We start from the raw sequence: 19,962 nt of genomic DNA, 5'->3' as shown, positions 1-19,962 counted from the left end.
GGTGAAAAATTATGACTAGAACAGTAAGTATGTCAACTGCAATTAATGAAGCAATGAAAATCTCAATGCGTCGTGATGAAAATGTAATTTTAATAGGTGAAGACGTTGCAGGCGGTGCACAAGTTGATCACCTGCAAGATGATGAAGCTTGGGGCGGTGTGCTTGGTGTTACGAAAGGACTTGTACAAGAGTTTGGCCGAAATCGTATATTGGATACACCAATTTCTGAAGCGGGTTATATGGGAGCTGCGATGGCCGCTGCTGCAACTGGGTTACGTCCGATAGCTGAGTTAATGTTTAATGATTTTATCGGTAGTTGTCTTGACCAAGTATTAAACCAAGGTGCGAAATTCCGTTATATGTTTGGAGGTAAAGCAAAAGTACCCGTTACAGTACGTACGATGCATGGCGCTGGTTTTAGTGCAGCAGCTCAACATTCACAAAGTTTGTACGCATTATTTACGAGCATACCAGGTATTAAAGTTGTTGTTCCTTCCACACCGTATGATGCAAAAGGCTTATTATTAGCGGCAATTGAAGATGATGATCCAGTAATCTTCTTTGAGGATAAAACACTTTACAATATGAAAGGTGAAGTGCCAGAAGGATACTATACAATTCCATTAGGAAAAGCAGATATTAAACGGGAAGGTTCTGATGTAACAATTGTCGCAATCGGAAAGCAAGTTCATACAGCGCTTGCAGCTGCAAAGCAATTATCGAAAAAGGGGCTTGAAGTAGAAGTAATTGATCCACGATCTTTATCACCACTTGATGAAGATACTATTTTATCATCTGTTGAAAAAACAAATCGTCTTATCGTCATTGACGAAGCGAATCCTAGATGTAGTATTGCAACAGATATTGCGGCAATTGTAGCGGATAAAGGTTTTGATTTGTTAGATGCACCTATTAAACGAATTACAGCACCACATACACCTGTTCCGTTCTCACCACCACTTGAAAAGTTGTATTTGCCAACACCAGAAAAAGTAATTGAAACTGTATCAGAAATGATCGGAGACCAATCTTTATTACATGTGTAATAAAACGATGAGAAGGGAGAGAGAGACATGGCTGTAGAAGTTGTAATGCCGAAGTTAGGTATGGCGATGAAAGAAGGTATTATTACGAGCTGGAATATTAAAGCAGGCGATAATGTAGCAAAAGGAGAACTAATTGCTAGTATTAATTCAGAAAAAATTGAAACGGAAATTGAAGCGCCAGCTGATGGTACGGTACTTGATATAGCTGTAAGTGAAGATGAAGGAGTGCCGCCTGGTACTGTAATTTGCTACATCGGTAAACCGAATGAAAAGGTAGAAATGCAGGAAAGCACACATGTTGTAGAAGAAAAAACATCTAATATAGAAGTACAAAATGTACAAAATCAAGAAGCAAATGAGAAAGAAGTATCGAAGCAAAGAATTAAAATTTCACCTGTAGCCAAGAAAATTGCAAAGTCTGAAAATCTGGATATCAAGGCATTAGTTGGTACAGGTCCTGGCGGAAGGATTACAAAGGCAGATGTATTAAAAGTACTTGAGGTAAGAGTAAACGTTCCGGAAATATCTGAACGAGAAGAAAGTAAAGCGATTCCTGTTACTGGTATGCGTAAAGCAATCGCAAATCGTATGCACGCAAGCTTACAAAATAGCGCACAATTAACGTTAACGATGAAAGTAGATGTAACAGATTTAGTTGCTTTACATAAAGAAATAGCGGAAGTTGTACAAAAAAGATATGATAATAAATTAACTATTACGGATTTCGTCTCGCATGCTGTTGTATTAGCACTTGGAGAGCATAAAGAAATGAACAGCGCTTATATAGATGATGCAATTCATCAATTTGAACATGTGCATTTAGGCATGGCAGTCGCATTAGAAAAAGGGTTAGTCGTTCCAGCTATTCGCTTTGCAAATAATTTATCTTTAGTAGAGTTGTCTAAAGAGATTAAGAATGTGGCACAAAAGGCACGAGCAGGTAGCTTAAGTAGTGATGATATGCACGGAACGACATTTACAATTAGTAATTTAGGTAGCTTTGGTATTGAATATTTCACACCGGTATTAAATACACCTGAAACTGGTATTTTAGGTGTAGGTGCAATTGAACATGTCCCTGTATTTAAAGGGAAAAAATTAAGAAAAGGAAGTATGTTACCTTTAAGTTTAACATTCGATCATCGTGTATTAGACGGTGCACCAGCAGCTGCATTTTTACGCACAATTAAACATTATTTAGAAGAACCTATAACAATTCTTTTATAAAGAGAAGGTGAGAGAATGAGTAAATTAGTTGTTATTGGGGGCGGACCTGCTGGCTATGTAGCAGCAATTACTGCGGCTCAAAATGGCAAAGATGTCACTCTTATTGATGAAGCTGACCTTGGCGGAACATGTTTAAATGTTGGGTGTATGCCGACGAAATCACTGTTAGAAAGTGCTGAAGTACATGACATTGTGAGAAAAGCGAATGATTATGGGGTTACGCTTAATACAGGAAGTATATCAATTGATTGGGATCAAATACAGGCGAGGAAATCACAAATCGTAATGCAACTCGTCCAAGGAATACAATATTTAATGAAGAAAAATAAAATTAAAGTTGTAAAAGGAAAAGCGAAATTCGAAACGGATCATCGTATGCGAGTTGTACAAGGAAATAAAGAAGAAGTAGTTGATGGAGAGAGCTTTATTATCGCAGCTGGTTCCGAACCTACAGAATTACCATTCGCTCCGTTTGATGGGAAATGGATTTTAAATAGTAGCCATGCCATGTCTCTTGAGAGTGTACCATCTTCATTGTTAATCGTTGGTGGTGGTGTAATAGGATGCGAGTTTGCAAGCATTTATAGTAGACTTGGCACAAAAGTATCGATAGTTGAAATGGCACCGCAATTAATACCTGGTGAAGATGAAGATATCGCGAATACTTTAAGAGAGAAATTAGAAAAAGATGGGGTGAAAATTTTTACGGGAGCAGTTTTAAAAGGTTTAAATAACTATAAGAAGCAAGCTTCATTTGAATACGAGGGAATTACTCATGAAGTAACTTCAGAATTTGTTCTTGTTTCTGTAGGAAGAAAACCACGAGTGCAACAATTAGGATTAGAAAAGGCAGGGGTTCAGTTTTCAAATAAAGGGATTGCTGTGAATGAACATATGCAAACGAACGTATCGCATATTTACGCAGCTGGTGATGTGATCGGTGGAATTCAGCTTGCTCATGTTGCCTTCCATGAAGGAACGACAGCAGCATTACACGCAAGCGGAGAAGACGTGAAAGTAAATTATCACGCTGTGCCCCGTTGTATATACACAGCTCCAGAAATAGCTAGTGTCGGGTTAAGTGAAAAAGGTGCAAGAGAACAATATGGTGATATTCTCATCGGAGAATTTCCTTTTACAGCGAACGGAAAAGCTCTTATTTTAGGAGAACAAGTAGGTAAAGTAAAAGTCATTGTAGAACCTAAATACCAAGAAATTGTAGGGATTTCTATTATCGGTCCTCATGCAACTGAACTTATTGGTCAAGGAACCATAATGATTCATACAGAAGTTACCGCTGATATAATGAGAGATTATATTGCAGCACACCCTACTTTATCAGAAGCAATTCATGAAGCGTTAATGCAAGCGGTAGGACATGCTGTACATGCTTAAATGGAAATATAATAAACCACTATTCTCTAAACAAATAAGAGAATAGTGGTTTGATTTTTTATTAATAGAATATCCTATTATTTTTTAATTTCAATCGCTGAAGTAATATCGTTCCAATCAGGAGCTAAATTAGCAGTTTTACCATACCAATCAGCGTGTTTAAATATAACACCTTTTCCTAATCCTTGTGTAGAAGTATGCTCCCAAAGTGTCGTTGAATAACTTGCAGAAGGTGACGCTGTACTTACAGAAGAAATTCTGTCATTCCAGCTAGATGGTAAGTTTTTAAAGCCGCTGCTCCAGTAAATATATTGGCCACCTTTATCTTTATGTTCATAAAAATCAGTACTACCAGCACCGCTACCTAAAGGATAAATATTATTTTTAATTGCTTTTTTATCCTTTTCAATATACGCATCTAATGTTTCGCGGCTAGTAAAACCATAAGCTAGCCAATCTCCATTTTCATTTTGCTCTGGTAATACCATAGTAATTTGGATATCTTTCTTATCCTGATCACTTAATTTTGCAAATGAATTAACATTTTGTTCATCCACTTTTAAATAATCAAATGACTTAATTGTGTTACTTTTTTCTTCAGCACTTACCGCACCTAGTCCTCCAGTTAGTGCAAAACCCGCTACTAATGTCCCTGCTACTAATTTCTTCAACATATAACCATCCCTTTTTGTTTGAATTTTTGTACAGGTGAATCTTGTACAGCTAAAATGTATTCTAATTTTATACTTTTGTAAATATTCTGAAGTTTTAGAAATAATAGGCGGAATATTTACATTTTTACATTATTTCTTTAGAAAAAATGGTTATTGGAATGATATAATAAGTGGATGTATTGCTTTTACTGGATGTAAAGATATTTTAGGAGAGGTGTCATTGAAATATTTTACAAGAGAATGGTATAAAAAAATGCAAGTTTTAGAATTTGTAAGTTTTATAGAGTCTGTAAAAGAATGGTCGGAAATGGATATACAAAGTTTAAAGGAAGAAATAGAGGAAAGGAAAATAGATTTATTAAAATTCCTTCCTGAATCGATATACTCAATTATACAAAACATCACAATTAATTCAGAATATCCATCAGGTGAACTGAAAAAACGTATGCAAGAGTGGACAACAGATTATGAGAAAAGAATGGCACAATTAGATCAATCATACGTAGAATATTTTAATTCCATTGAGAAAAAACTTCCGTCAAATGTCGCTCAGTTACACAAGACATCACTACACGATAGTGTAATTAAAGTAATAAAGAGAGAATCAGAAGATACTTTGTCTATCGTATTAGATTGCAGTGGTACTTTTAGTGAATTTGATAAACTTGAAGTAACCTTTATAGGAGTAACACAGTGTTCTATGCCGGAAAACTTTGACAGTGCTTGGTGGTTATATCATGAAATAGCTCTTACTGAAGATGGTTTTGAACTAGGTGTTTTATTTGACTCTCCATTTAGAGAAGTGACGATTTGCGCAGCAGATGTATTACTTGTGAAGAAATAATGTTGTATGGAGTATTACAAACGTTTGACATAATAAAAAAATAAAGTTATTGTAGATACATGAAGTCTACAATAGGAGCTGTACTATGAAATATTCTAAAGCTACAAATTATGCTCTTCATACAATGCTTTTTCTGGCAAAGGCCACACCAAATAAGTTAGTTAGTGTTCACCAATTAGCAGAAATGCAAAATGTTTCACCAACGTACTTGTCTAAAATACTAACTAAGTTGACGAAGGAAGGGATGATACACTCATCATCTGGTCCAAAGGGCGGTTACTCGCTTAGTAAGAATTGGGAAGATATTTCATTTTTAGATATTATACATGCAATTGAAGGCAAAACATCATTGTTTGACTGTTGTTTACATGACAAACCTGGATGTTTAATTAATGAGGCAATGCTCGCAGCAGAAGAGAAAATGGAAGAAGAGTTAAGAAATCAAAAAATCGTAGATCTTGCGAAAAAAATAAAAGTGGATTTTTAATCTGCTTTTATTTTTAAATTAATTAAGGATAAAAAGGCTCTTTAATATCTTTGATTGTAGTTAGAAAATGATATGAAGAAGGAGAGAAGATGATGAATAATTTTTGGAATGATCGATATAAATCAGATGAATATTTTTACGGGGAAGAACCTAATACATTTATTAAAGAACAAGCATTTCGTTTAGCAAATCACAATAAAGTAATAGCATTTGCGGAGGGAGAAGGTAGAAATGCTGTATTTCTAGCAAGACAAGGGAACGAAGTAACAGCTATTGATTATTCGGAAGATGGATTAGAAAAGACAAAAAAATTGGCAGAGAAGCATAACGTAAACGTGCATACAAAAAAAGTAGATTTATTAGCTGATAGTTTGCCAGAAAATGAATATGATGCGGCAATTATGGTATTTGGACATTTTCATGATGATTATAAAAAAATGATATTAGATAAAATGATACAAACGATAAAACCTGGTGGATTAATTATGTTTGAAGTTTACTCAAAAAAACAAATAAACAATTGTACTGGTGGACCAAAAGATGTTGATATGCTGTATGATCCAATTGATATCCTTACTTGGTGTGAAGAACATAAGGTAATTCATTTCTTTAATGGAGAACAAGAGCGAGTTGAAGGGAAAGGGCACACTGGTTTAGCTGATGTTATTCAAGTTGTTATTAGAAAATTAATATAAGTGTTAAATGTATGAATGTAAAAAGACCAGTCGTATAAGACTGGTCTTTCTATTTAGATACTAAATTATCAAGCTTCCAATATGTATTTGTTAACGGCGCAGCTTTGCTATCTATGTATAAATACATATTATTTAAATCTTTTGGTGAAGTTTTCAGTTCAAATACAACGTCAATAGTTAAAGAGAATTCGTGTGGAACATTTTTATAGTGCTCGTCATCTATCGGATGAGCTTCACCTTCATATTTCTCACCAGTTTTTTCATCTTGTATGAAATATTTTATTTCCGAAAGATCAATAGTTTGTCCATCGTCTCGAACATTATTAATCATAACACGAGTAGTAAGGCGCCGCTCTTTGTCTATTTTTTCAAACTTTGCATTCTCAACTGTCGCTCTATAGTATTCATTTTTAACTATTTCTCCATAGTGCATTGCATTCTTTTCGAGAGCGCTCTTTTCTTGTTTTGATGTAGTATTGCTATTACATCCTGTTAATATTCCTGTAAATAATAATGCTGTACAAGTTACTTTAATTAAAGAGTTCATAGTAATTCCTTTCTGTATTAAAAAGTAAAACATAGGAATAATTTTACAACAATAAGGAAATAAGTAGAAGCCTTTTAGTAAAATATGCAAATGTACATTTATTCGGTGTTTGAGTTAATAAAATGGAAAAAGGGGGGGAACCTGCATAAAAACGGAAGGAAAAGGATTGAAAATATTGTGAAACGGAAGAAACGTGCATATAATTAACATAAAGTTTAAATTTCTGAATCTTCAATAACGGTGGTGATAACATGTTTACTGAAGAACGTCGAGAGAGAATCTTAGAACTACTTAATACAGATGGAAGAGTAATCGCAAAGGAACTTGCGGAAAGATTTGATATGTCTATTGATTCTATAAGAAGAGATTTGTCTATTATGGAGAAGGAAGGGTTATTAAAAAGAACCCATGGGGGTGCAATTGAACTTGCACGAGTGAGAAACTTAGCTGTGGAACCAGCTAAGCGTTATAGTGATAGTTCAATATATGAGGACACAATCGCAAGAGTTGCAGCATCTTATATACAAGAAGGTGATTCGATTTTTATTGGTGGGGCTTCCGTTCATAATGCGATGCTGAAATATTTACCGGAAATATCATTTACGGTTATTACGAATTCTATAGAAATAGCTGGTTATCTACGAGAATATAAGAATATTGATACGTATTTAATTGGCGGAAAAGTAAAACCTTCAGGGAATATTACTGATACACTTGCTTCTGAATTGATAAGTAGATTTTCTATTGATCTTTATTTCTCTACAGGTGGAGGCATTTCATTACAAGGTATTAGTACTGCAACACCTGAAGTTGCTTATTTTAGTAAAAGAGTAAGTGAAATTGCTAGAAAAAATATTTGTTTAGCCCCGCATAATAAACTTGGAATAGATTGTTTTATAAGAGGAGAGTCTCTAAAAGAAATTGACCTTATTATAACTGACGAAGAGGCTAGTAAAGAAACTGTTCAGGAATTTGAGAAACAAGGTAAACAAGTTGTAATAGCGCCATTATATTCATTTGAAAGGAGTTTGACATGATTGTAAAAGAGCAAGAGTTTCATATAAATGGATTAACTTATACAATTCGTTCGGCAGCTGAGAAAGATGCTGACCAGTTATCGAAAATTAGAGTTCAGATTGATGGAGAAACTGAAAATATGGATAGAGATGCTGGAGAGGGATTTATAGATAATCTAGGATTTCAAAAAATAATAAAAACAGATAGTGAAGAGACGAAGAATCTCTTTTTGGTTGCAGAAGTGCACAATCGAATCGTTGGATTTTCAAGGTGTGAAGGATCAAATTTTAAGAGATTATCTCATAAAGTGGAGTTTGGCGTTTGCATTTTAAAAGAGTTTTGGGGATATAAAATGGGTAAGAGCCTATTACAACAATCTATTAAATGGGCTGACGAAAATGCAGTAAATAAAATATCTTTACAAGTATTAGAGACAAACGAGAAAGCTATTCATCTTTATAAAAAATTAGGTTTTGAAGTAGAAGGCGTTTTGAAAAATGACAAAAGACTATCGGACGGAAAGTATTATAATACGGTAGTGATGGGAAGGTTTACTGATACTTTTCATAAAAGAGGTGAAGAAGTATGTTTTACAGAAGGAAGTACTATGTAGTGAAAAATGAATTCATAGAAGTATTTAATGATCATTTCAATAACACGAACTTACCTAATCAATTAAAGCATGGTTCTAAGCTAATAGGACGCTGGATGAAAGATAATAAGAATGGTACGTCTGAAGTATTTGCCATATGGGAATATGATAGTTATGAACAGTATAAAGAAATAGAATCGAAAATTAGAAGTGACGAGAGGCATATTAGAAGAATACATGAATGGTATGAAAACCATGGCGGGAAAGAATATGTTTTACAGGAGTACATAGTAGAGATGAAAAATGAAGAGTTAGTATGTACTGTAAAGTAATAGAGGGGTGAGGGATAATAGGAATGAAAACAAAATTATATTTTAGTTTAGCATCCACTATTTTATTTGCAATAGCCGTGATTGTTTTCTTTATAAACGGTAATCCACAAAAGTGGTTTTGGTTATGTATTTTCTTTGCTTCCATTATACAAAATATAGTGCTACTAAAAAAGAATAAAGAAGTGCATTAAGATATTCAAATTATTAACATATTTGTGTCGTCTTTCTAGTTTTATTGAAAACGCTTTTATTCAGTTTTATAATAAAAGTATGTTTTTACAGATCTCCAAAACAATGAATAGGGAGATGATACAATGTTAGCTTCACCGTTTTACTTACATACATGGAAAAAGTTTATTAATGAAGGTGTTCTTGATTCAAATCGCATAAATCAAAGAATTTCAGAATCGTGGCATCGATGTAAACAGGCTAATGTTAATCCTCACATGAATAAAGGTCAGAAAGTTTTGTCTTCTAATATTTTTCGAGAACAAAAGAAAAAGAGTGAAATCTTCCTAGATATCGCAATCCCTCAAATACAAAATATGAGAAAAACCATTGATGAACTACAAATGATGGCATTATTAATCGATCCAGATGGTTATGTTCTATCGTTAAGTGGAAATAAACAAACGTTAAAGCGAGCGAAACATATTAATTTTATTGAAGGTGTAAAATGGACGGAAGCAGCTGTGGGGACAAACGCAATAGGAACAGCGCTAGAAATTGAAGAAGCTATTATGATAAGTGGTACTGAACATTACTCCGTGGCATCTCATAGCTGGAGTTGTGCGGCTGCTCCCATTCATAATGATGACGGGAAATTAATTGGTGTTCTAGATTTCTCCTGTCCAATTGAATTTTCGCATCCATATATGCTCGGTATGGTAACTTCAATTGCACATGCGATAGAACGTGAATGTAGCATAAGAGTTCATCAAAATGAATTACACTTAATTCATCGTTTTTTAGATGTCATTGATAGTGATGAACAAGTAGTTATTTGTAATCATCGTGATGTTATCGTTTCTGCGAGTAAGAGCGTTCGTGAACGAATAAATAATTGGTCAAGAATGAAACTTGAAGAGTTAATGCACCATGGATTAGAAACTAAATTAGAGATACCAGTATATAGTAATGAAAGAATGATTGGGAAATGTATGTATTTAAAGGAAAACAAACAAATGAATACATATTCTGCTCTCACATTTATAAAAGGAATTACTTTTCCAGGAGTTACTGGGACAAGCAAAGCATTTCAACACACACTAGAAGAAATTAAGCTTGTTTCACCGACTGAGGCTAGTGTGTATGTATGTGGTGAGACAGGAGTGGGAAAGGAATATGTCGCGAGAGCGATTCATGAAAATAGTCCAAGAAAAGACGGGCCCTTTATAGCTGTTAACTGCGGTTCTTTGCCTAAAGAATTAATGGAAAGTGAATTGTTCGGTTATGCTGAAGGTGCGTTTACAGGTGCGCGACGTCAAGGGTATAAAGGGAAATTTGAACAAGCGAATGGAGGAACATTATTTTTAGATGAAATTGGTGAAGTACCACCAGAGATGCAAGTAGCATTATTGCGTGTTTTACAAGAACGTACAATAACTCCAATAGGAAGTTCAAAAGAGGTACCAGTAAATATTCGTATTATTACTGCCACACATAAAGATTTACTACGGTTAGTAGAAGAAGGGAAATTCCGTCAAGATTTATATTATCGTTTGCACGTTTATCCGTTATATGTTCCATCGTTAATAGAAAGAAAAGAGGATATCCCATATTTTATACAACACTTTTGCGAACGGAAGAATTGGAATGTTGTATTTCCGAAGAGTATTTGTAATCAATTTTTACAACATACATGGCCCGGAAATATTCGAGAACTAGTAAATGCATTAGAACGCATTTACATTTTGTCGCAAGGACGGGAAATATGCGAAAAACAAGTCGCTTTTTTGATACAAACAATGATGGGAAATCAACAACAACTTGAGTTACAAGTTGAAAATAAAACCGAACATACATTGAATTTTCGCGAAAAAATACAGCGTGATAGCATGATTGAAGCATTACAAAAGACAAACGGAAATGTTTCATTAGCTACAAAACTATTAGATGTACCCCGTAGTACATTTTATAAACGAATGCAAAAATATAAGTTATAAAGTAGATTTTTGTAATCTACTTTTTCTTTGTGGGCTCATGTTCTGTCGGAATGTGCGCTTACCGGGGAAATAATAGAATTGTTAGAAGGGAAATTTCCTAATGGGGGTTAGTGTGTGAAGTACATTGAAATTGGAATCGGGAATAGGTGGTTCGTTCGAACGGAAACTGAAAATAAAGATGGAACTGAATTTGAAGAACGAGGAATTATAAAACCTATTTATTTTGAGTCTTTATACATACGTATTTGGTTTCGGAAAACTTGTTTTATTTTTGATACGAAAGAGGGGTTTAAGAAAGATAAGAAGAGGAGGGTTGAATATAAATTTATAGTTGGAATTGTCAGTAGACTGGATAAAGAAGAAGTGGGCTAACATACGTAGTTATATTGGACAGGAAATTCTTTTGACTTATATCAAATTCATGAAAAGCACATTTACTAAATATAAATTGTTAATAAAACCACTAAAAATTATTATCAAGACCTAAAAGCTAAAAATCTTTAAAAAATAAAGGTGAGCGCATATTAGTCATGTATAATATGTACTCACCTTTATTTTCTTGTTCAAAGCACCCGTTAGTCACTCATGGAACATGGAATAAAGTGTGGTATTGATTTAAAATAAAGTTTGATAATTTATAAAAAAGATTGATAAAACCCTGTATTAATATAAGGTTTTTTTTGCCCCTTAAATTTCAGTTGTATTGTTCAATTAAAGGGCCAGATTGTTGAGGAAACAGGAATAATAAGAATACTCAAAAGATTGTTTGTGAAGTGTTACACTTAAACTAACGGGCAGTTTAGCTTAAGTACATTTTTTCACAAATTTAAATGGGGAAATTTCCCCATTTTTTATACCAGCTTAACGTTGATTCGGGAATATTGAACTTCGCTACCTGCTAATTGAATTCTACTTCATCTGGAGACCTTTAAATTAAAATGTTTCCTTTCTTCTGATAGACTTATTAAATTTCGAAAACAATCAATTCAATCATCTTTTCGTATAGAAAAACTTATTAAGAAACATGCACTAGAAAAAATATAAATCATATATAGGAGATATCCCGTTTGAATGCTTGAGGAGGATATTATGAAACCTATGTTACCTAGTGAAAAATATTTCGGTAATTTAGAACTAGTTTATGCATTTTATGGGGCTATGCCTACAGGTGTTACTGTTTCAGAAACCGGTCGTATTTTCATTTGCTTTCCGAAATGGGGAGACGATGTTAAATTTACGGTGGCGGAAATTTTTGAGGATAAATTGCAGCCTTATCCTAATTTACAAACCAATTTGGTTAACCCCGAGAATATCCCAATGACTTTCATCAGTGTCCAAAGTGTAGTTGCTGATGGAAGGGGAACGCTTTGGATATTAGATACAGCGGCACCCAATTTTTCTGAACCTATTAAAGGGGGGGCAAAATTAGTCGCTGTTGATTTAGAAACCAATACAATAAGAAAAGTATATACCTTTACAGAAGATGTTGTCCTGCCTACAACTTATCTGAATGATGTCCGTTTTGATTTTCGTGTTGGAAAAGCAGGTTATGCCTATATAACGGATTCTTCTTCAAGAGGACCAGGAGCTATTATCGTCGTAGATTTATCAAATGGAAACGCGTTTAGACGGTTAAATGGAGCAAATTCAACTTCACCCGATCCCTATTTTTTACCGAAAGTAGAAGGTCAAATTTTAATGAATCGAAACAAAGACGGTTCAACTTCTCCATTTAGATTGGCGTCTGATAGTCTTGCGATTTCTCCTGATGGAAAGATATTATTTTTTGCTCCACTAACCAGTCGGCATTTGTTCTCGATCTCAACAGAAGCCCTGAGAGACAGAACGATATCGGACATGAATTTACCTTATCATGTGGAGTATTGGGGAGAAAAAGGTGCGTCTGATGGAATGATCACTGATGCAAAGGGAACTGTTTATGCTGGAGATTATGAAAACAACAGTATCCGTAAGATATTGCCAAATGGCATAATGGAAACTATTGCACATGATCCGAGAATTTTGTGGCCGGATACTTTTTCAATTGGTCCGGATCAATATTTGTATGTCATTGTGAACCAATTACATCGACAGCCTAGATTTCATTATGGAAAAGACTTACGACAGAAACCTTATAGTTTACTTCGTATCAAAATTGATGAATTTCCTGCTCCGACCTTTTCATAATAAAAATAGTCAATTAATTGTTTTCATTGATAGAAAATGATCAAGCTTTTTTATAAAACCAAAACATAAACCTGCTGGATAAGAATCCATTTTGATCAATCTTTTTCAAAATGGATTCTTTTTATTTACCATAGAATACGGGTTAACACGATATTTTTAATCAAACTTTATTTTAAAATTACGAAGAAACTCATGAATGTTTTAAAAAATATGGTGAAGTAGTAATACCCGAACTTATGAGTGAAATTAATGAAAAGTTAAAATGGGATGTTGTTAGTTATGTAGATCATAAGGAGTATGCTTTATGGCCACTACTAAAATATTTTAAAAAGATAATTAAACAAGATTCACAAGAATGGAAAACGCGAGGTTTAGAACTGTATAAATTATCTAGTGTAGCAGATATAAAGGGGAGTAATTTTCTTATCCTTTCTATATAGAAATTGCTATTGGTATTATTATACAATAGGTGTCAGAAAATACAGTTGTTTATTATTGGAGTGGGAGAGAATTATATGTCGATGTCGCTATATTATAAAAAAATCCGTGAGCAATTAGGCCATGAACTAATTCTAATACCGAGTGTAGCTGCTGTTATAAAGAATGGGCAGGGAGATATTTTGTTTCAATATCCTGGCGGGGAATACTGGAGTTTGCCAGCTGGAGCAATTGAGCCTGGAGAAACTCCAGAAGAAGCGGTAGTTCGTGAAGTGTGGGAAGAAACGGGTTTGAAAGTGCAAGTGAAAAAACAAAAAGGGGTATTTGGAGGGGAAAGGTTCCGTCATATATATCCGAATGGCGATCAAGTAGAATATATTGTTGTTGTGTTTGAATGTGAAATTACTAGTGGAAAACTGAAATCGATAGATGGTGAATCTTTAAAACTACAATATTTCTCATTTTCTGAAAAGCCTACTTTAGCGCTACCATACCCAGATAATATATTTTTATAGATGTAAAATAACACACCTTACTTATTGAAGGTGTGCTATTTATATAACCCGGTCGTATACATCTCCGTTAACGTATACACAATTTCCTCTAAGTTAATCTTTTTATCATTTTGCGTAATAGTCCAAAGAAACGATTCATTCATCGCGAACCAACCGCGTGCTACAATCTCTTTATTTAAATTAGGTTGTGCTAATCCACTTTCTTGAGAGTAAGTAATATCTTGTTTAATACTTGTTATAAAACGTTCCCGAATCTCATCCCATTTTTGCCGTATTTCTCTTGATAATCCTATCGCTTCCTCTACAACTTGCAAAATAGCGCGTTCTTCATCTGCTAATTGCAGGAATGCTCTAACTTGATTTTGGATCATTATACGTGCTTCCTCTTTTGTTTGTGGAGAAAAAGAGCGCTCAGCAATATTATAAAATTGATTCATAACATCTTCCATTAAACTAATTAGGAGATCATCTTTGTTTTTGAAGTATACATATGCTGTTCCATAACCAGTTTCTGCATGTTTAATAATTTGTGTAATTGTCGTTTTTTGAAATCCATTATTTATAAAAATAGTGTAACCAGAGTGTAATAGTTTCTTCTTCGTTTCTAAGGAGCGGTGTTTTCTTGATGAAAGAGTAGAGTTTTTCAAAGAATCACCTCTTTATACTGAAATATCTGAAAATATAACTGTATTGTAAAAGAAGTTCATATATAAAGTCAACTGACACAATATCATTGACGTTGTATCAATTAAGGTGATATATTTCAATTAGTTAGAATAAAAAGAAAATTAAGAGAAGGTGACACCATGTATAAAGAACCATTTCAACCAACTTATGAGTATGCGCTTGAATGTGATAAACATGATGAACTGAAAGATTTTCAAACTGAATTCTATAAAAAAGAAGGTACTATATATTTAGATGGAAACTCATTAGGGCTACTTTCAAAAAGAGCAGAGAAATCATTACTTACGTTGCTAGAATCTTGGAAAGAGTATGGCATTGACGGCTGGACAGAAGGTGAGCACCCGTGGTTTTTCCTTTCAGAGAAATTAGGTAAACTTACAGCCCCTCTTATTGGAGCTTTACCCGAAGAAACTATTGTAACCGGTTCTACGACTACGAATATACACCAAGTTATTGCGACGTTTTATGAACCAAAAGGAATACGTACAAAAATACTTGCGGATGAATTAACTTTCCCGTCAGATATTTATGCACTTCAAAGTCAAATTCGTCTAAAAGGATTAGACCCAAATGAGCATCTAGTAAGAGTGAAAAGCCGAGATGGTAGAACACTTTCTGAAGAAGATATTATTTATGCGATGGAAGATGATATCGCTTTAATTTTATTACCTTCTGTTTTATATAGAAGTGGTCAAATTCTGGATATGAAACGTTTAACAACGGAAGCTCATAAACGCGGCATTCATATCGGATTTGATTTATGCCATTCAATAGGATCTATTCCGCATCATTTCAAAGATTGGGATGTCGATTTTGCTGTTTGGTGCAATTATAAATATTTAAATGCAGGACCGGGTGGCGTTGCAGGAATTTATGTGAATAATAAACATTTTAATAGACTACCAGGGTTGTCTGGATGGTTTAGTTCTAGAAAAGATAAGCAGTTTGATATGGAGCATACATTAACAGCTGCTGATCATGCAGGTGCTTATCAAATTGGTACACCGCACGTTTTAAGTACAGCACCATTAATTGGTTCACTTGAAATTTTCAAAGATGCTGGTATTGAACGTTTACGTGAGAAATCTTTACATATTACGAGATACATGCTGAATTTAATTGGACATGAATTAAAAGATTTCGAATTTACAATTGGAAATCCATTAGAGGATGAAAAACGAGGCGGGCACATTTATTTAGAGCATGCAGAAGCAGCACGTATATGTAAAGCACTAAAAGCAAATGGAGTAATTCCAGATTTTAGGGCGCCAAATGGGGTGAGACTTGCGCCGGTCGCTTTATATAACACATACGAAGAAGTGTGGAAATCTGTACAAATATTAAAGAAAATTATGAAAAATGAAGAGTATAAGCAGTTTGAAAATAAGCGAGAGGTTGTGGCATAAATATGAAAACATCAGAGTGGATTGATATTTCACAACCGCTAAATAATAATATTGCAACGTGGCCAGGAGACACACCGTTCTCGTATGAAGTTTCATGGTCAAAAGAAGAAAGTGGCTCAGTAAATGTCGGAAAGTTAACGATGAGTATTCATACAGGCACTCATATTGATGCACCATTTCATTTTGATAATGATGGAAAGAAAGTATTAGATTTAGATGTTCAAGTTTATGTTGGCCCAGCACGGATTATTGACGTTTCTAATCTTGAAAGCATCGGGAAAAAGGAATTAGAAAGCTTTCATTTAGAAGGTGTAGAACGATTATTATTACGTACATCTTCACATGGAAAAGCTGAAGAATTTCCAGAGGTGATCCCTCATTTACGTGCAGACATAGCGTCGTTTCTTTCAGAGAAAGGTATTCGTTTAATCGGAGTAGATGTACCATCAGTTGATCCGCTAGATGATAAAGAATTAGCAGCGCATCATCAATTATTTAAACATGGAATTCATATTTTAGAAAATGTCGTACTAGATCATGTAGCAGACGGTGATTATGAACTTATTGCATTACCACTTGCATTAACTGATGCAGATGGAAGTCCAGTTCGAGCCGTTATTAGACCAATATAAGTAGAATCATATAAAAGGGGCGTTTGGCTAATATGAAAGAAAATGAAAAAGTAATTATGGAAAAAGGGATTCATACGGATTTTAAAGAGAATATGACGTATGGGGAGTATTTACAATTAGATAGTTTACTATCTTCTCAAAAAAGATTATCGGACCATCATGATGAAATGTTATTTATCGTTATTCACCAAGCAAGTGAGCTTTGGATGAAGCTCATTTTACATGAGCTAAATGCGGCGATTGAATCTATTAAACAAGATAAATTACAACCAGCTTTTAAAATGTTAGCACGTGTATCAAAAATTCAGTCTCAAATTATTCAATCTTGGGATATTCTTGCGACATTAACACCATCAGAATATATTGAGTTTCGTGATTCACTCGGTCAAGCTTCAGGTTTTCAATCGTATCAATATCGTATGATTGAGTATGCACTTGGCTATAAAACGCCACACGCATTAAAAATTTATGAAAAGGATCCAGAATTACATGCACGACTTCATAAAGCGCTACATGCACCAAGTCTATATGATGTCGCGATTCAAGCATTAGTAAAAGAAGGATTCCCTATTCATAAAGATGTGTTAAACCGTGATATTACGCAGCCTTATGAAGAAGATGCAACAGTAGAAGCAGCATGGTTGGAAGTGTATGCGGATGTGAAAAAATATTGGAATTTATATCAGCTTGCTGAAAAATTGATTGATATTGAAGACTGGCTACAACAATGGCGTTTCCGTCATATGAAAACAGTAGAAAGAATTATTGGACATAAAATGGGAACAGGTGGATCCTCCGGTGTTTCTTATTTAAAACGAGTACTTGATCAACAATTCTTCCCAGAGCTTTGGAATGTTCGTACGAAATTATAAAAACAAACCTGTCAGTTCATTATGGCTGACAGGTTTATTTTTATTTGAGCACAATTATGTTTAAAATGAAGGAACAAGATATAATAAATGGAGTAACTATATAAATGGAGGTAAAGTTTTTGGATTTCAAGCAACTAGAAAATAAATTCGAAAAGAAAAAAGTGAATACATTTCTTGTTTATCAAAAAGGGGAATTAACAACTGAGTACTATAAAACACCTGAATGTGCAAATAACTTATATAAAATAAATTCGATTACAAAAAGTATTGTATCTTTATTAATTGGTATTGCTCTTGATAAGAGCTATATAAATGATATACATACACCGATTACAGAGTGGATTGAAAATGTACCTGGGGAAAAACATGATTTGACGCTTTATCACTTATTAACAATGACTACTGGTGAGGATTGGAAAGAGTTTGGAAATGGAGTAGTATTCCCAAATGACTTTGTAGAATCAGAGAACTGGGTGCAGTACATATTAGAAAAGCCAATAATTGAAGAACCCGCTACAAAAATGAATTATAATTCAGGTTCTTCTCATTTACTGAGCTATATTATTCAAGAAGCTACTGGAATGTCGACAGAGCGGTTTGCAAAGAAATATTTATTTGATCCATTAGAAATTAACGAATACGAGTGGCAACAAGATCCGCAAGGTATATATGTCGGCGGCTTCGGTATGAAAATGAAATCTACCGATTTATTAAAATTAGGAAAGTTATGTTTGCAAAATGGATATTGGAATGAAAAAGAAATTGTATCAGCGAAATGGTTAGAAGAGTCAAGTAGGGCTCTATTTGAAACATATGAACATGTCGGTGCATATGGATATCACTGGTGGGTATTACATAACGGAAGATTTCACATACCGTATTGTATATATTTTGCTATGGGATACGGCGGACAATACATCGTTATCATTCCTCAGTTAGAAATAGTAGCTATTATAAGTAGTCATATGCCAAAACGTGGGCTTGTTCCATTAAAACTATTTATTGAGCATGTACAGGGAAATTCTAATTATATATAAGAAAAGGAGGGAATGTATGAAGGATGAAAAAATTTTATCTTTATTTAGATTATGTTTAAGTCTTCTAGTGTGTAGCGCCATTGTTACGCAATTCATAATTAGGGCACAAGTGAAGCCGTTTAATCCAGTTAACTTTTTTAGTTTCTTCACCATTGAAAGTAATATTTTAGTTGCATGTATTCTCCTTTTAAGCAGTATCGGAACAGCTACATTTGGTCGCTCAGAACAGTTTAGTATACTTCGTGGTGCGGCAACGGTATACATACTTACGACAGGACTCGTTTATTTTTTGTTACTAAGAGGGTTAGAAGAGTCACTTCAAACGGCAATACCATGGGTAAATACTGTGCTACATTATATCATGCCGATTGCAATGCTTTTAGATTGGATTTTAAATCCACCTATTAAGAAAATCACTTGGAAACAAGCTACAAGTTGGCTCTTATTCCCGTGTTTTTACGTTGTATATAGCTTAATACGTGGTCCAATCGTGAATTGGTATCCATATCCGTTTTTAGATCCGAGAATAGGTGGATATGGTAAAGTACTTTTATATAGCATAGGGATAGCTGTAGTAATTGGCGCTATTTGTATATTGGTAAGATTTTTAGGGAATCGAAACTTTAGGAAAGAATTTTAGAAATGCAAGGAACCCCACTGTTTCCATTTTTAACAGTGGGGTTTCATTTTATCCCGCATTAACGGGCAGCCCGATTGGTGAGGGCTGATTAAAGTTTCACTTTATCTACTCGTCTTCTGAAACGACAACTTTATAAATTTCTCCGTCTTCGTTTCAAATTCTACATCAACAAAAACACCATATTCTTTTCCATCTTCACGTAACCACAATTTAAATTTTTCAACAGTTATTTGAACTGTTTTTGGTTTTCTACCTATATGAAGATAGTCAATAATTTCTGCTTTTGGGTATTGTTCTTTCGTCTTTTCTACGGCAAGTTTACCCCATTTGGCATACGGCGGCTGCGCATGAACAATTGATGAGCCTGTATATATATTTGAACATGTTGTTAGGAACAGAATGACGAGTGCGACACGTTTTAACGATTTCTTCATGATGAACTCCTTTCATCCTTTTTTTATATTGTTTACATATTTTTTCAACGATATTAGTTTGGATTTTTTTGTCTTCTTTACATAAAAGCGAGG

23 protein-coding genes are annotated in these 19,962 nt (G+C 34.2%); 19 read left to right on the top strand and 4 right to left on the bottom strand.

The window, feature by feature from the left end; all coding sequences use genetic code 11:
• The first annotated feature begins 11 nt into the window (after window positions 1–11).
• The 3 genes from acoB to lpdA are packed head-to-tail and all read left to right on the top strand — an operon-like array spanning window position 12 to window position 3,668.
• Window positions 12–1,046 (top strand): acetoin:2,6-dichlorophenolindophenol oxidoreductase subunit beta, encoded by a 1,035-nt coding sequence (gene acoB / locus IBT51_RS12175; RefSeq protein ID WP_000198898.1) that lies wholly within the window; start codon window positions 12–14, stop codon window positions 1,044–1,046.
• A 27-nt stretch (window positions 1,047–1,073) separates the two neighbouring features.
• A complete protein-coding gene (locus IBT51_RS12170; protein ID WP_069355731.1) occupies window positions 1,074–2,273 on the top strand; it encodes a dihydrolipoamide acetyltransferase family protein in 1,200 nt (399 codons plus the stop codon).
• A gap of 15 nt (window positions 2,274–2,288) precedes the next feature.
• Entirely contained in the window at window positions 2,289–3,668 is a 1,380-nt protein-coding gene (gene lpdA, locus IBT51_RS12165) for a dihydrolipoyl dehydrogenase (protein ID WP_161114676.1), read from the top strand.
• A 77-nt stretch (window positions 3,669–3,745) separates the two neighbouring features.
• Here lpdA and IBT51_RS12160 read toward each other — a convergent pair whose 3' ends face one another.
• The gene (locus IBT51_RS12160; protein WP_000914435.1) at window positions 3,746–4,342 is read right to left on the bottom strand and encodes a hypothetical protein; all 597 of its coding nucleotides are present in this window, start codon (window positions 4,340–4,342) and stop codon (window positions 3,746–3,748) included.
• A gap of 220 nt (window positions 4,343–4,562) precedes the next feature.
• Here IBT51_RS12160 and IBT51_RS12155 point away from each other — a divergent pair, with 220 nt between their 5' ends.
• The 3 genes from IBT51_RS12155 to IBT51_RS12145 all read left to right on the top strand — a co-directional run bounded on the left by IBT51_RS12155 (window position 4,563) and on the right by IBT51_RS12145 (window position 6,368).
• Window positions 4,563–5,186, top strand: coding sequence for a DUF4085 domain-containing protein (locus IBT51_RS12155; RefSeq protein WP_069355729.1), 624 nt, complete (start codon window positions 4,563–4,565; stop codon window positions 5,184–5,186).
• 85 nt (window positions 5,187–5,271) lie between these two features.
• On the top strand, window positions 5,272–5,673 hold the full coding sequence (locus tag IBT51_RS12150; RefSeq protein WP_000877649.1) for an Rrf2 family transcriptional regulator: 402 nt from the start codon (window positions 5,272–5,274) through the stop codon (window positions 5,671–5,673).
• 89 nt (window positions 5,674–5,762) lie between these two features.
• On the top strand, window positions 5,763–6,368 hold the full coding sequence (locus IBT51_RS12145) for a class I SAM-dependent methyltransferase (protein ID WP_141241045.1): 606 nt from the start codon (window positions 5,763–5,765) through the stop codon (window positions 6,366–6,368).
• A 49-nt stretch (window positions 6,369–6,417) separates the two neighbouring features.
• On the opposite strand, the gene IBT51_RS12140 is transcribed toward IBT51_RS12145, so the two are convergent.
• The gene (locus tag IBT51_RS12140; protein WP_088023590.1) at window positions 6,418–6,915 is read right to left on the bottom strand and encodes a hypothetical protein; all 498 of its coding nucleotides are present in this window, start codon (window positions 6,913–6,915) and stop codon (window positions 6,418–6,420) included.
• A 251-nt stretch (window positions 6,916–7,166) separates the two neighbouring features.
• Between IBT51_RS12140 and IBT51_RS12135 the strand changes: the two genes are divergently transcribed.
• From IBT51_RS12135 to IBT51_RS12100, 8 genes are all read left to right on the top strand, one after another.
• On the top strand, window positions 7,167–7,952 hold the full coding sequence (locus IBT51_RS12135) for a DeoR/GlpR family DNA-binding transcription regulator (protein WP_088023584.1): 786 nt from the start codon (window positions 7,167–7,169) through the stop codon (window positions 7,950–7,952).
• Window positions 7,949–8,545 carry a GNAT family N-acetyltransferase gene (locus IBT51_RS12130; RefSeq protein WP_000635672.1) on the top strand — a complete coding sequence of 199 codons (597 nt, stop codon included), beginning with the start codon at window positions 7,949–7,951 and terminating at the stop codon, window positions 8,543–8,545. The genes IBT51_RS12135 and IBT51_RS12130 overlap by 4 nt, the downstream gene beginning before the upstream one ends.
• Window positions 8,518–8,856: an NIPSNAP family protein gene (locus IBT51_RS12125; protein ID WP_000499988.1), complete on the top strand. Its 339-nt coding sequence runs from the start codon at window positions 8,518–8,520 to the stop codon at window positions 8,854–8,856. Before IBT51_RS12130 ends, IBT51_RS12125 begins: the two co-directional genes overlap by 28 nt.
• 314 nt (window positions 8,857–9,170) lie before the next feature.
• Window positions 9,171–11,021 (top strand): sigma-54-dependent Fis family transcriptional regulator, encoded by a 1,851-nt coding sequence (locus IBT51_RS12120; RefSeq protein WP_200458270.1) that lies wholly within the window; start codon window positions 9,171–9,173, stop codon window positions 11,019–11,021.
• A 114-nt stretch (window positions 11,022–11,135) separates the two neighbouring features.
• Window positions 11,136–11,393: a DUF3977 family protein gene (locus IBT51_RS12115; RefSeq protein ID WP_000873841.1), complete on the top strand. Its 258-nt coding sequence runs from the start codon at window positions 11,136–11,138 to the stop codon at window positions 11,391–11,393.
• A gap of 717 nt (window positions 11,394–12,110) precedes the next feature.
• A complete protein-coding gene (locus tag IBT51_RS12110; RefSeq protein WP_069355723.1) occupies window positions 12,111–13,208 on the top strand; it encodes an L-dopachrome tautomerase-related protein in 1,098 nt (365 codons plus the stop codon).
• A gap of 236 nt (window positions 13,209–13,444) precedes the next feature.
• The gene (locus tag IBT51_RS12105) at window positions 13,445–13,648 is read left to right on the top strand and encodes a hypothetical protein (RefSeq protein WP_001289827.1); all 204 of its coding nucleotides are present in this window, start codon (window positions 13,445–13,447) and stop codon (window positions 13,646–13,648) included.
• A gap of 75 nt (window positions 13,649–13,723) precedes the next feature.
• On the top strand, window positions 13,724–14,161 hold the full coding sequence (locus tag IBT51_RS12100) for an NUDIX hydrolase (protein ID WP_000062938.1): 438 nt from the start codon (window positions 13,724–13,726) through the stop codon (window positions 14,159–14,161).
• Window positions 14,162–14,196: 35 nt separating this feature from the next.
• Here IBT51_RS12100 and IBT51_RS12095 read toward each other — a convergent pair whose 3' ends face one another.
• Window positions 14,197–14,808, bottom strand: a complete 612-nt coding sequence (locus tag IBT51_RS12095; protein ID WP_000798537.1) for a TetR/AcrR family transcriptional regulator — start codon at window positions 14,806–14,808, stop codon at window positions 14,197–14,199.
• A 159-nt stretch (window positions 14,809–14,967) separates the two neighbouring features.
• On the opposite strand from IBT51_RS12095, the gene kynU reads away from it, so the two are divergent.
• The 5 genes from kynU to IBT51_RS12070 all read left to right on the top strand — a co-directional run bounded on the left by kynU (window position 14,968) and on the right by IBT51_RS12070 (window position 19,435).
• Window positions 14,968–16,254: a kynureninase gene (gene kynU, locus IBT51_RS12090; protein WP_200458271.1), complete on the top strand. Its 1,287-nt coding sequence runs from the start codon at window positions 14,968–14,970 to the stop codon at window positions 16,252–16,254.
• A gap of 2 nt (window positions 16,255–16,256) precedes the next feature.
• A complete protein-coding gene (gene kynB, locus IBT51_RS12085) occupies window positions 16,257–16,886 on the top strand; it encodes an arylformamidase (protein WP_000858074.1) in 630 nt (209 codons plus the stop codon).
• A 32-nt stretch (window positions 16,887–16,918) separates the two neighbouring features.
• Window positions 16,919–17,758 carry a tryptophan 2,3-dioxygenase gene (kynA, locus tag IBT51_RS12080; protein ID WP_000661957.1) on the top strand — a complete coding sequence of 280 codons (840 nt, stop codon included), beginning with the start codon at window positions 16,919–16,921 and terminating at the stop codon, window positions 17,756–17,758.
• A 119-nt stretch (window positions 17,759–17,877) separates the two neighbouring features.
• A complete protein-coding gene (locus IBT51_RS12075; RefSeq protein WP_029442518.1) occupies window positions 17,878–18,795 on the top strand; it encodes a serine hydrolase domain-containing protein in 918 nt (305 codons plus the stop codon).
• Window positions 18,796–18,811: 16 nt separating this feature from the next.
• The gene (locus IBT51_RS12070; protein ID WP_200458272.1) at window positions 18,812–19,435 is read left to right on the top strand and encodes a Pr6Pr family membrane protein; all 624 of its coding nucleotides are present in this window, start codon (window positions 18,812–18,814) and stop codon (window positions 19,433–19,435) included.
• 101 nt (window positions 19,436–19,536) lie between these two features.
• On the opposite strand, the gene IBT51_RS12065 is transcribed toward IBT51_RS12070, so the two are convergent.
• A complete protein-coding gene (locus IBT51_RS12065) occupies window positions 19,537–19,869 on the bottom strand; it encodes a DUF3889 domain-containing protein (protein WP_000749154.1) in 333 nt (110 codons plus the stop codon).
• Window positions 19,870–19,962: the final 93 nt, after the last annotated feature.

It is taken from the genome of Bacillus sp. S71 (assembly GCF_016625265.1).
Taxonomy (GTDB): Bacteria; Bacillota; Bacilli; order Bacillales; family Bacillaceae_G; genus Bacillus_A; species Bacillus_A cereus.
This window is presented reverse-complemented; position numbering and strand designations above follow the sequence as displayed.

Coding starts and splice junctions, on each gene's coding strand:
- IBT51_RS12130 (WP_000635672.1), top strand. CDS start 7,949: ATGATTGTAAAAGAGCAAGAGTTTCATATAAATGGATTAACTTATACA.
- IBT51_RS12140 (WP_088023590.1), bottom strand. CDS start 6,915: ATGAACTCTTTAATTAAAGTAACTTGTACAGCATTATTATTTACAGGA.
- IBT51_RS12065 (WP_000749154.1), bottom strand. CDS start 19,869: ATGAAGAAATCGTTAAAACGTGTCGCACTCGTCATTCTGTTCCTAACA.
- kynU (WP_200458271.1), top strand. CDS start 14,968: ATGTATAAAGAACCATTTCAACCAACTTATGAGTATGCGCTTGAATGT.
- IBT51_RS12150 (WP_000877649.1), top strand. CDS start 5,272: ATGAAATATTCTAAAGCTACAAATTATGCTCTTCATACAATGCTTTTT.
- IBT51_RS12105 (WP_001289827.1), top strand. CDS start 13,445: ATGAGTGAAATTAATGAAAAGTTAAAATGGGATGTTGTTAGTTATGTA.
- kynB (WP_000858074.1), top strand. CDS start 16,257: ATGAAAACATCAGAGTGGATTGATATTTCACAACCGCTAAATAATAAT.
- IBT51_RS12110 (WP_069355723.1), top strand. CDS start 12,111: ATGAAACCTATGTTACCTAGTGAAAAATATTTCGGTAATTTAGAACTA.
- IBT51_RS12170 (WP_069355731.1), top strand. CDS start 1,074: ATGGCTGTAGAAGTTGTAATGCCGAAGTTAGGTATGGCGATGAAAGAA.
- kynA (WP_000661957.1), top strand. CDS start 16,919: ATGAAAGAAAATGAAAAAGTAATTATGGAAAAAGGGATTCATACGGAT.
- IBT51_RS12070 (WP_200458272.1), top strand. CDS start 18,812: ATGAAGGATGAAAAAATTTTATCTTTATTTAGATTATGTTTAAGTCTT.
- IBT51_RS12145 (WP_141241045.1), top strand. CDS start 5,763: ATGATGAATAATTTTTGGAATGATCGATATAAATCAGATGAATATTTT.
- lpdA (WP_161114676.1), top strand. CDS start 2,289: ATGAGTAAATTAGTTGTTATTGGGGGCGGACCTGCTGGCTATGTAGCA.
- acoB (WP_000198898.1), top strand. CDS start 12: ATGACTAGAACAGTAAGTATGTCAACTGCAATTAATGAAGCAATGAAA.
- IBT51_RS12160 (WP_000914435.1), bottom strand. CDS start 4,342: ATGTTGAAGAAATTAGTAGCAGGGACATTAGTAGCGGGTTTTGCACTA.
- IBT51_RS12100 (WP_000062938.1), top strand. CDS start 13,724: ATGTCGATGTCGCTATATTATAAAAAAATCCGTGAGCAATTAGGCCAT.
- IBT51_RS12135 (WP_088023584.1), top strand. CDS start 7,167: ATGTTTACTGAAGAACGTCGAGAGAGAATCTTAGAACTACTTAATACA.
- IBT51_RS12125 (WP_000499988.1), top strand. CDS start 8,518: ATGTTTTACAGAAGGAAGTACTATGTAGTGAAAAATGAATTCATAGAA.
- IBT51_RS12120 (WP_200458270.1), top strand. CDS start 9,171: ATGTTAGCTTCACCGTTTTACTTACATACATGGAAAAAGTTTATTAAT.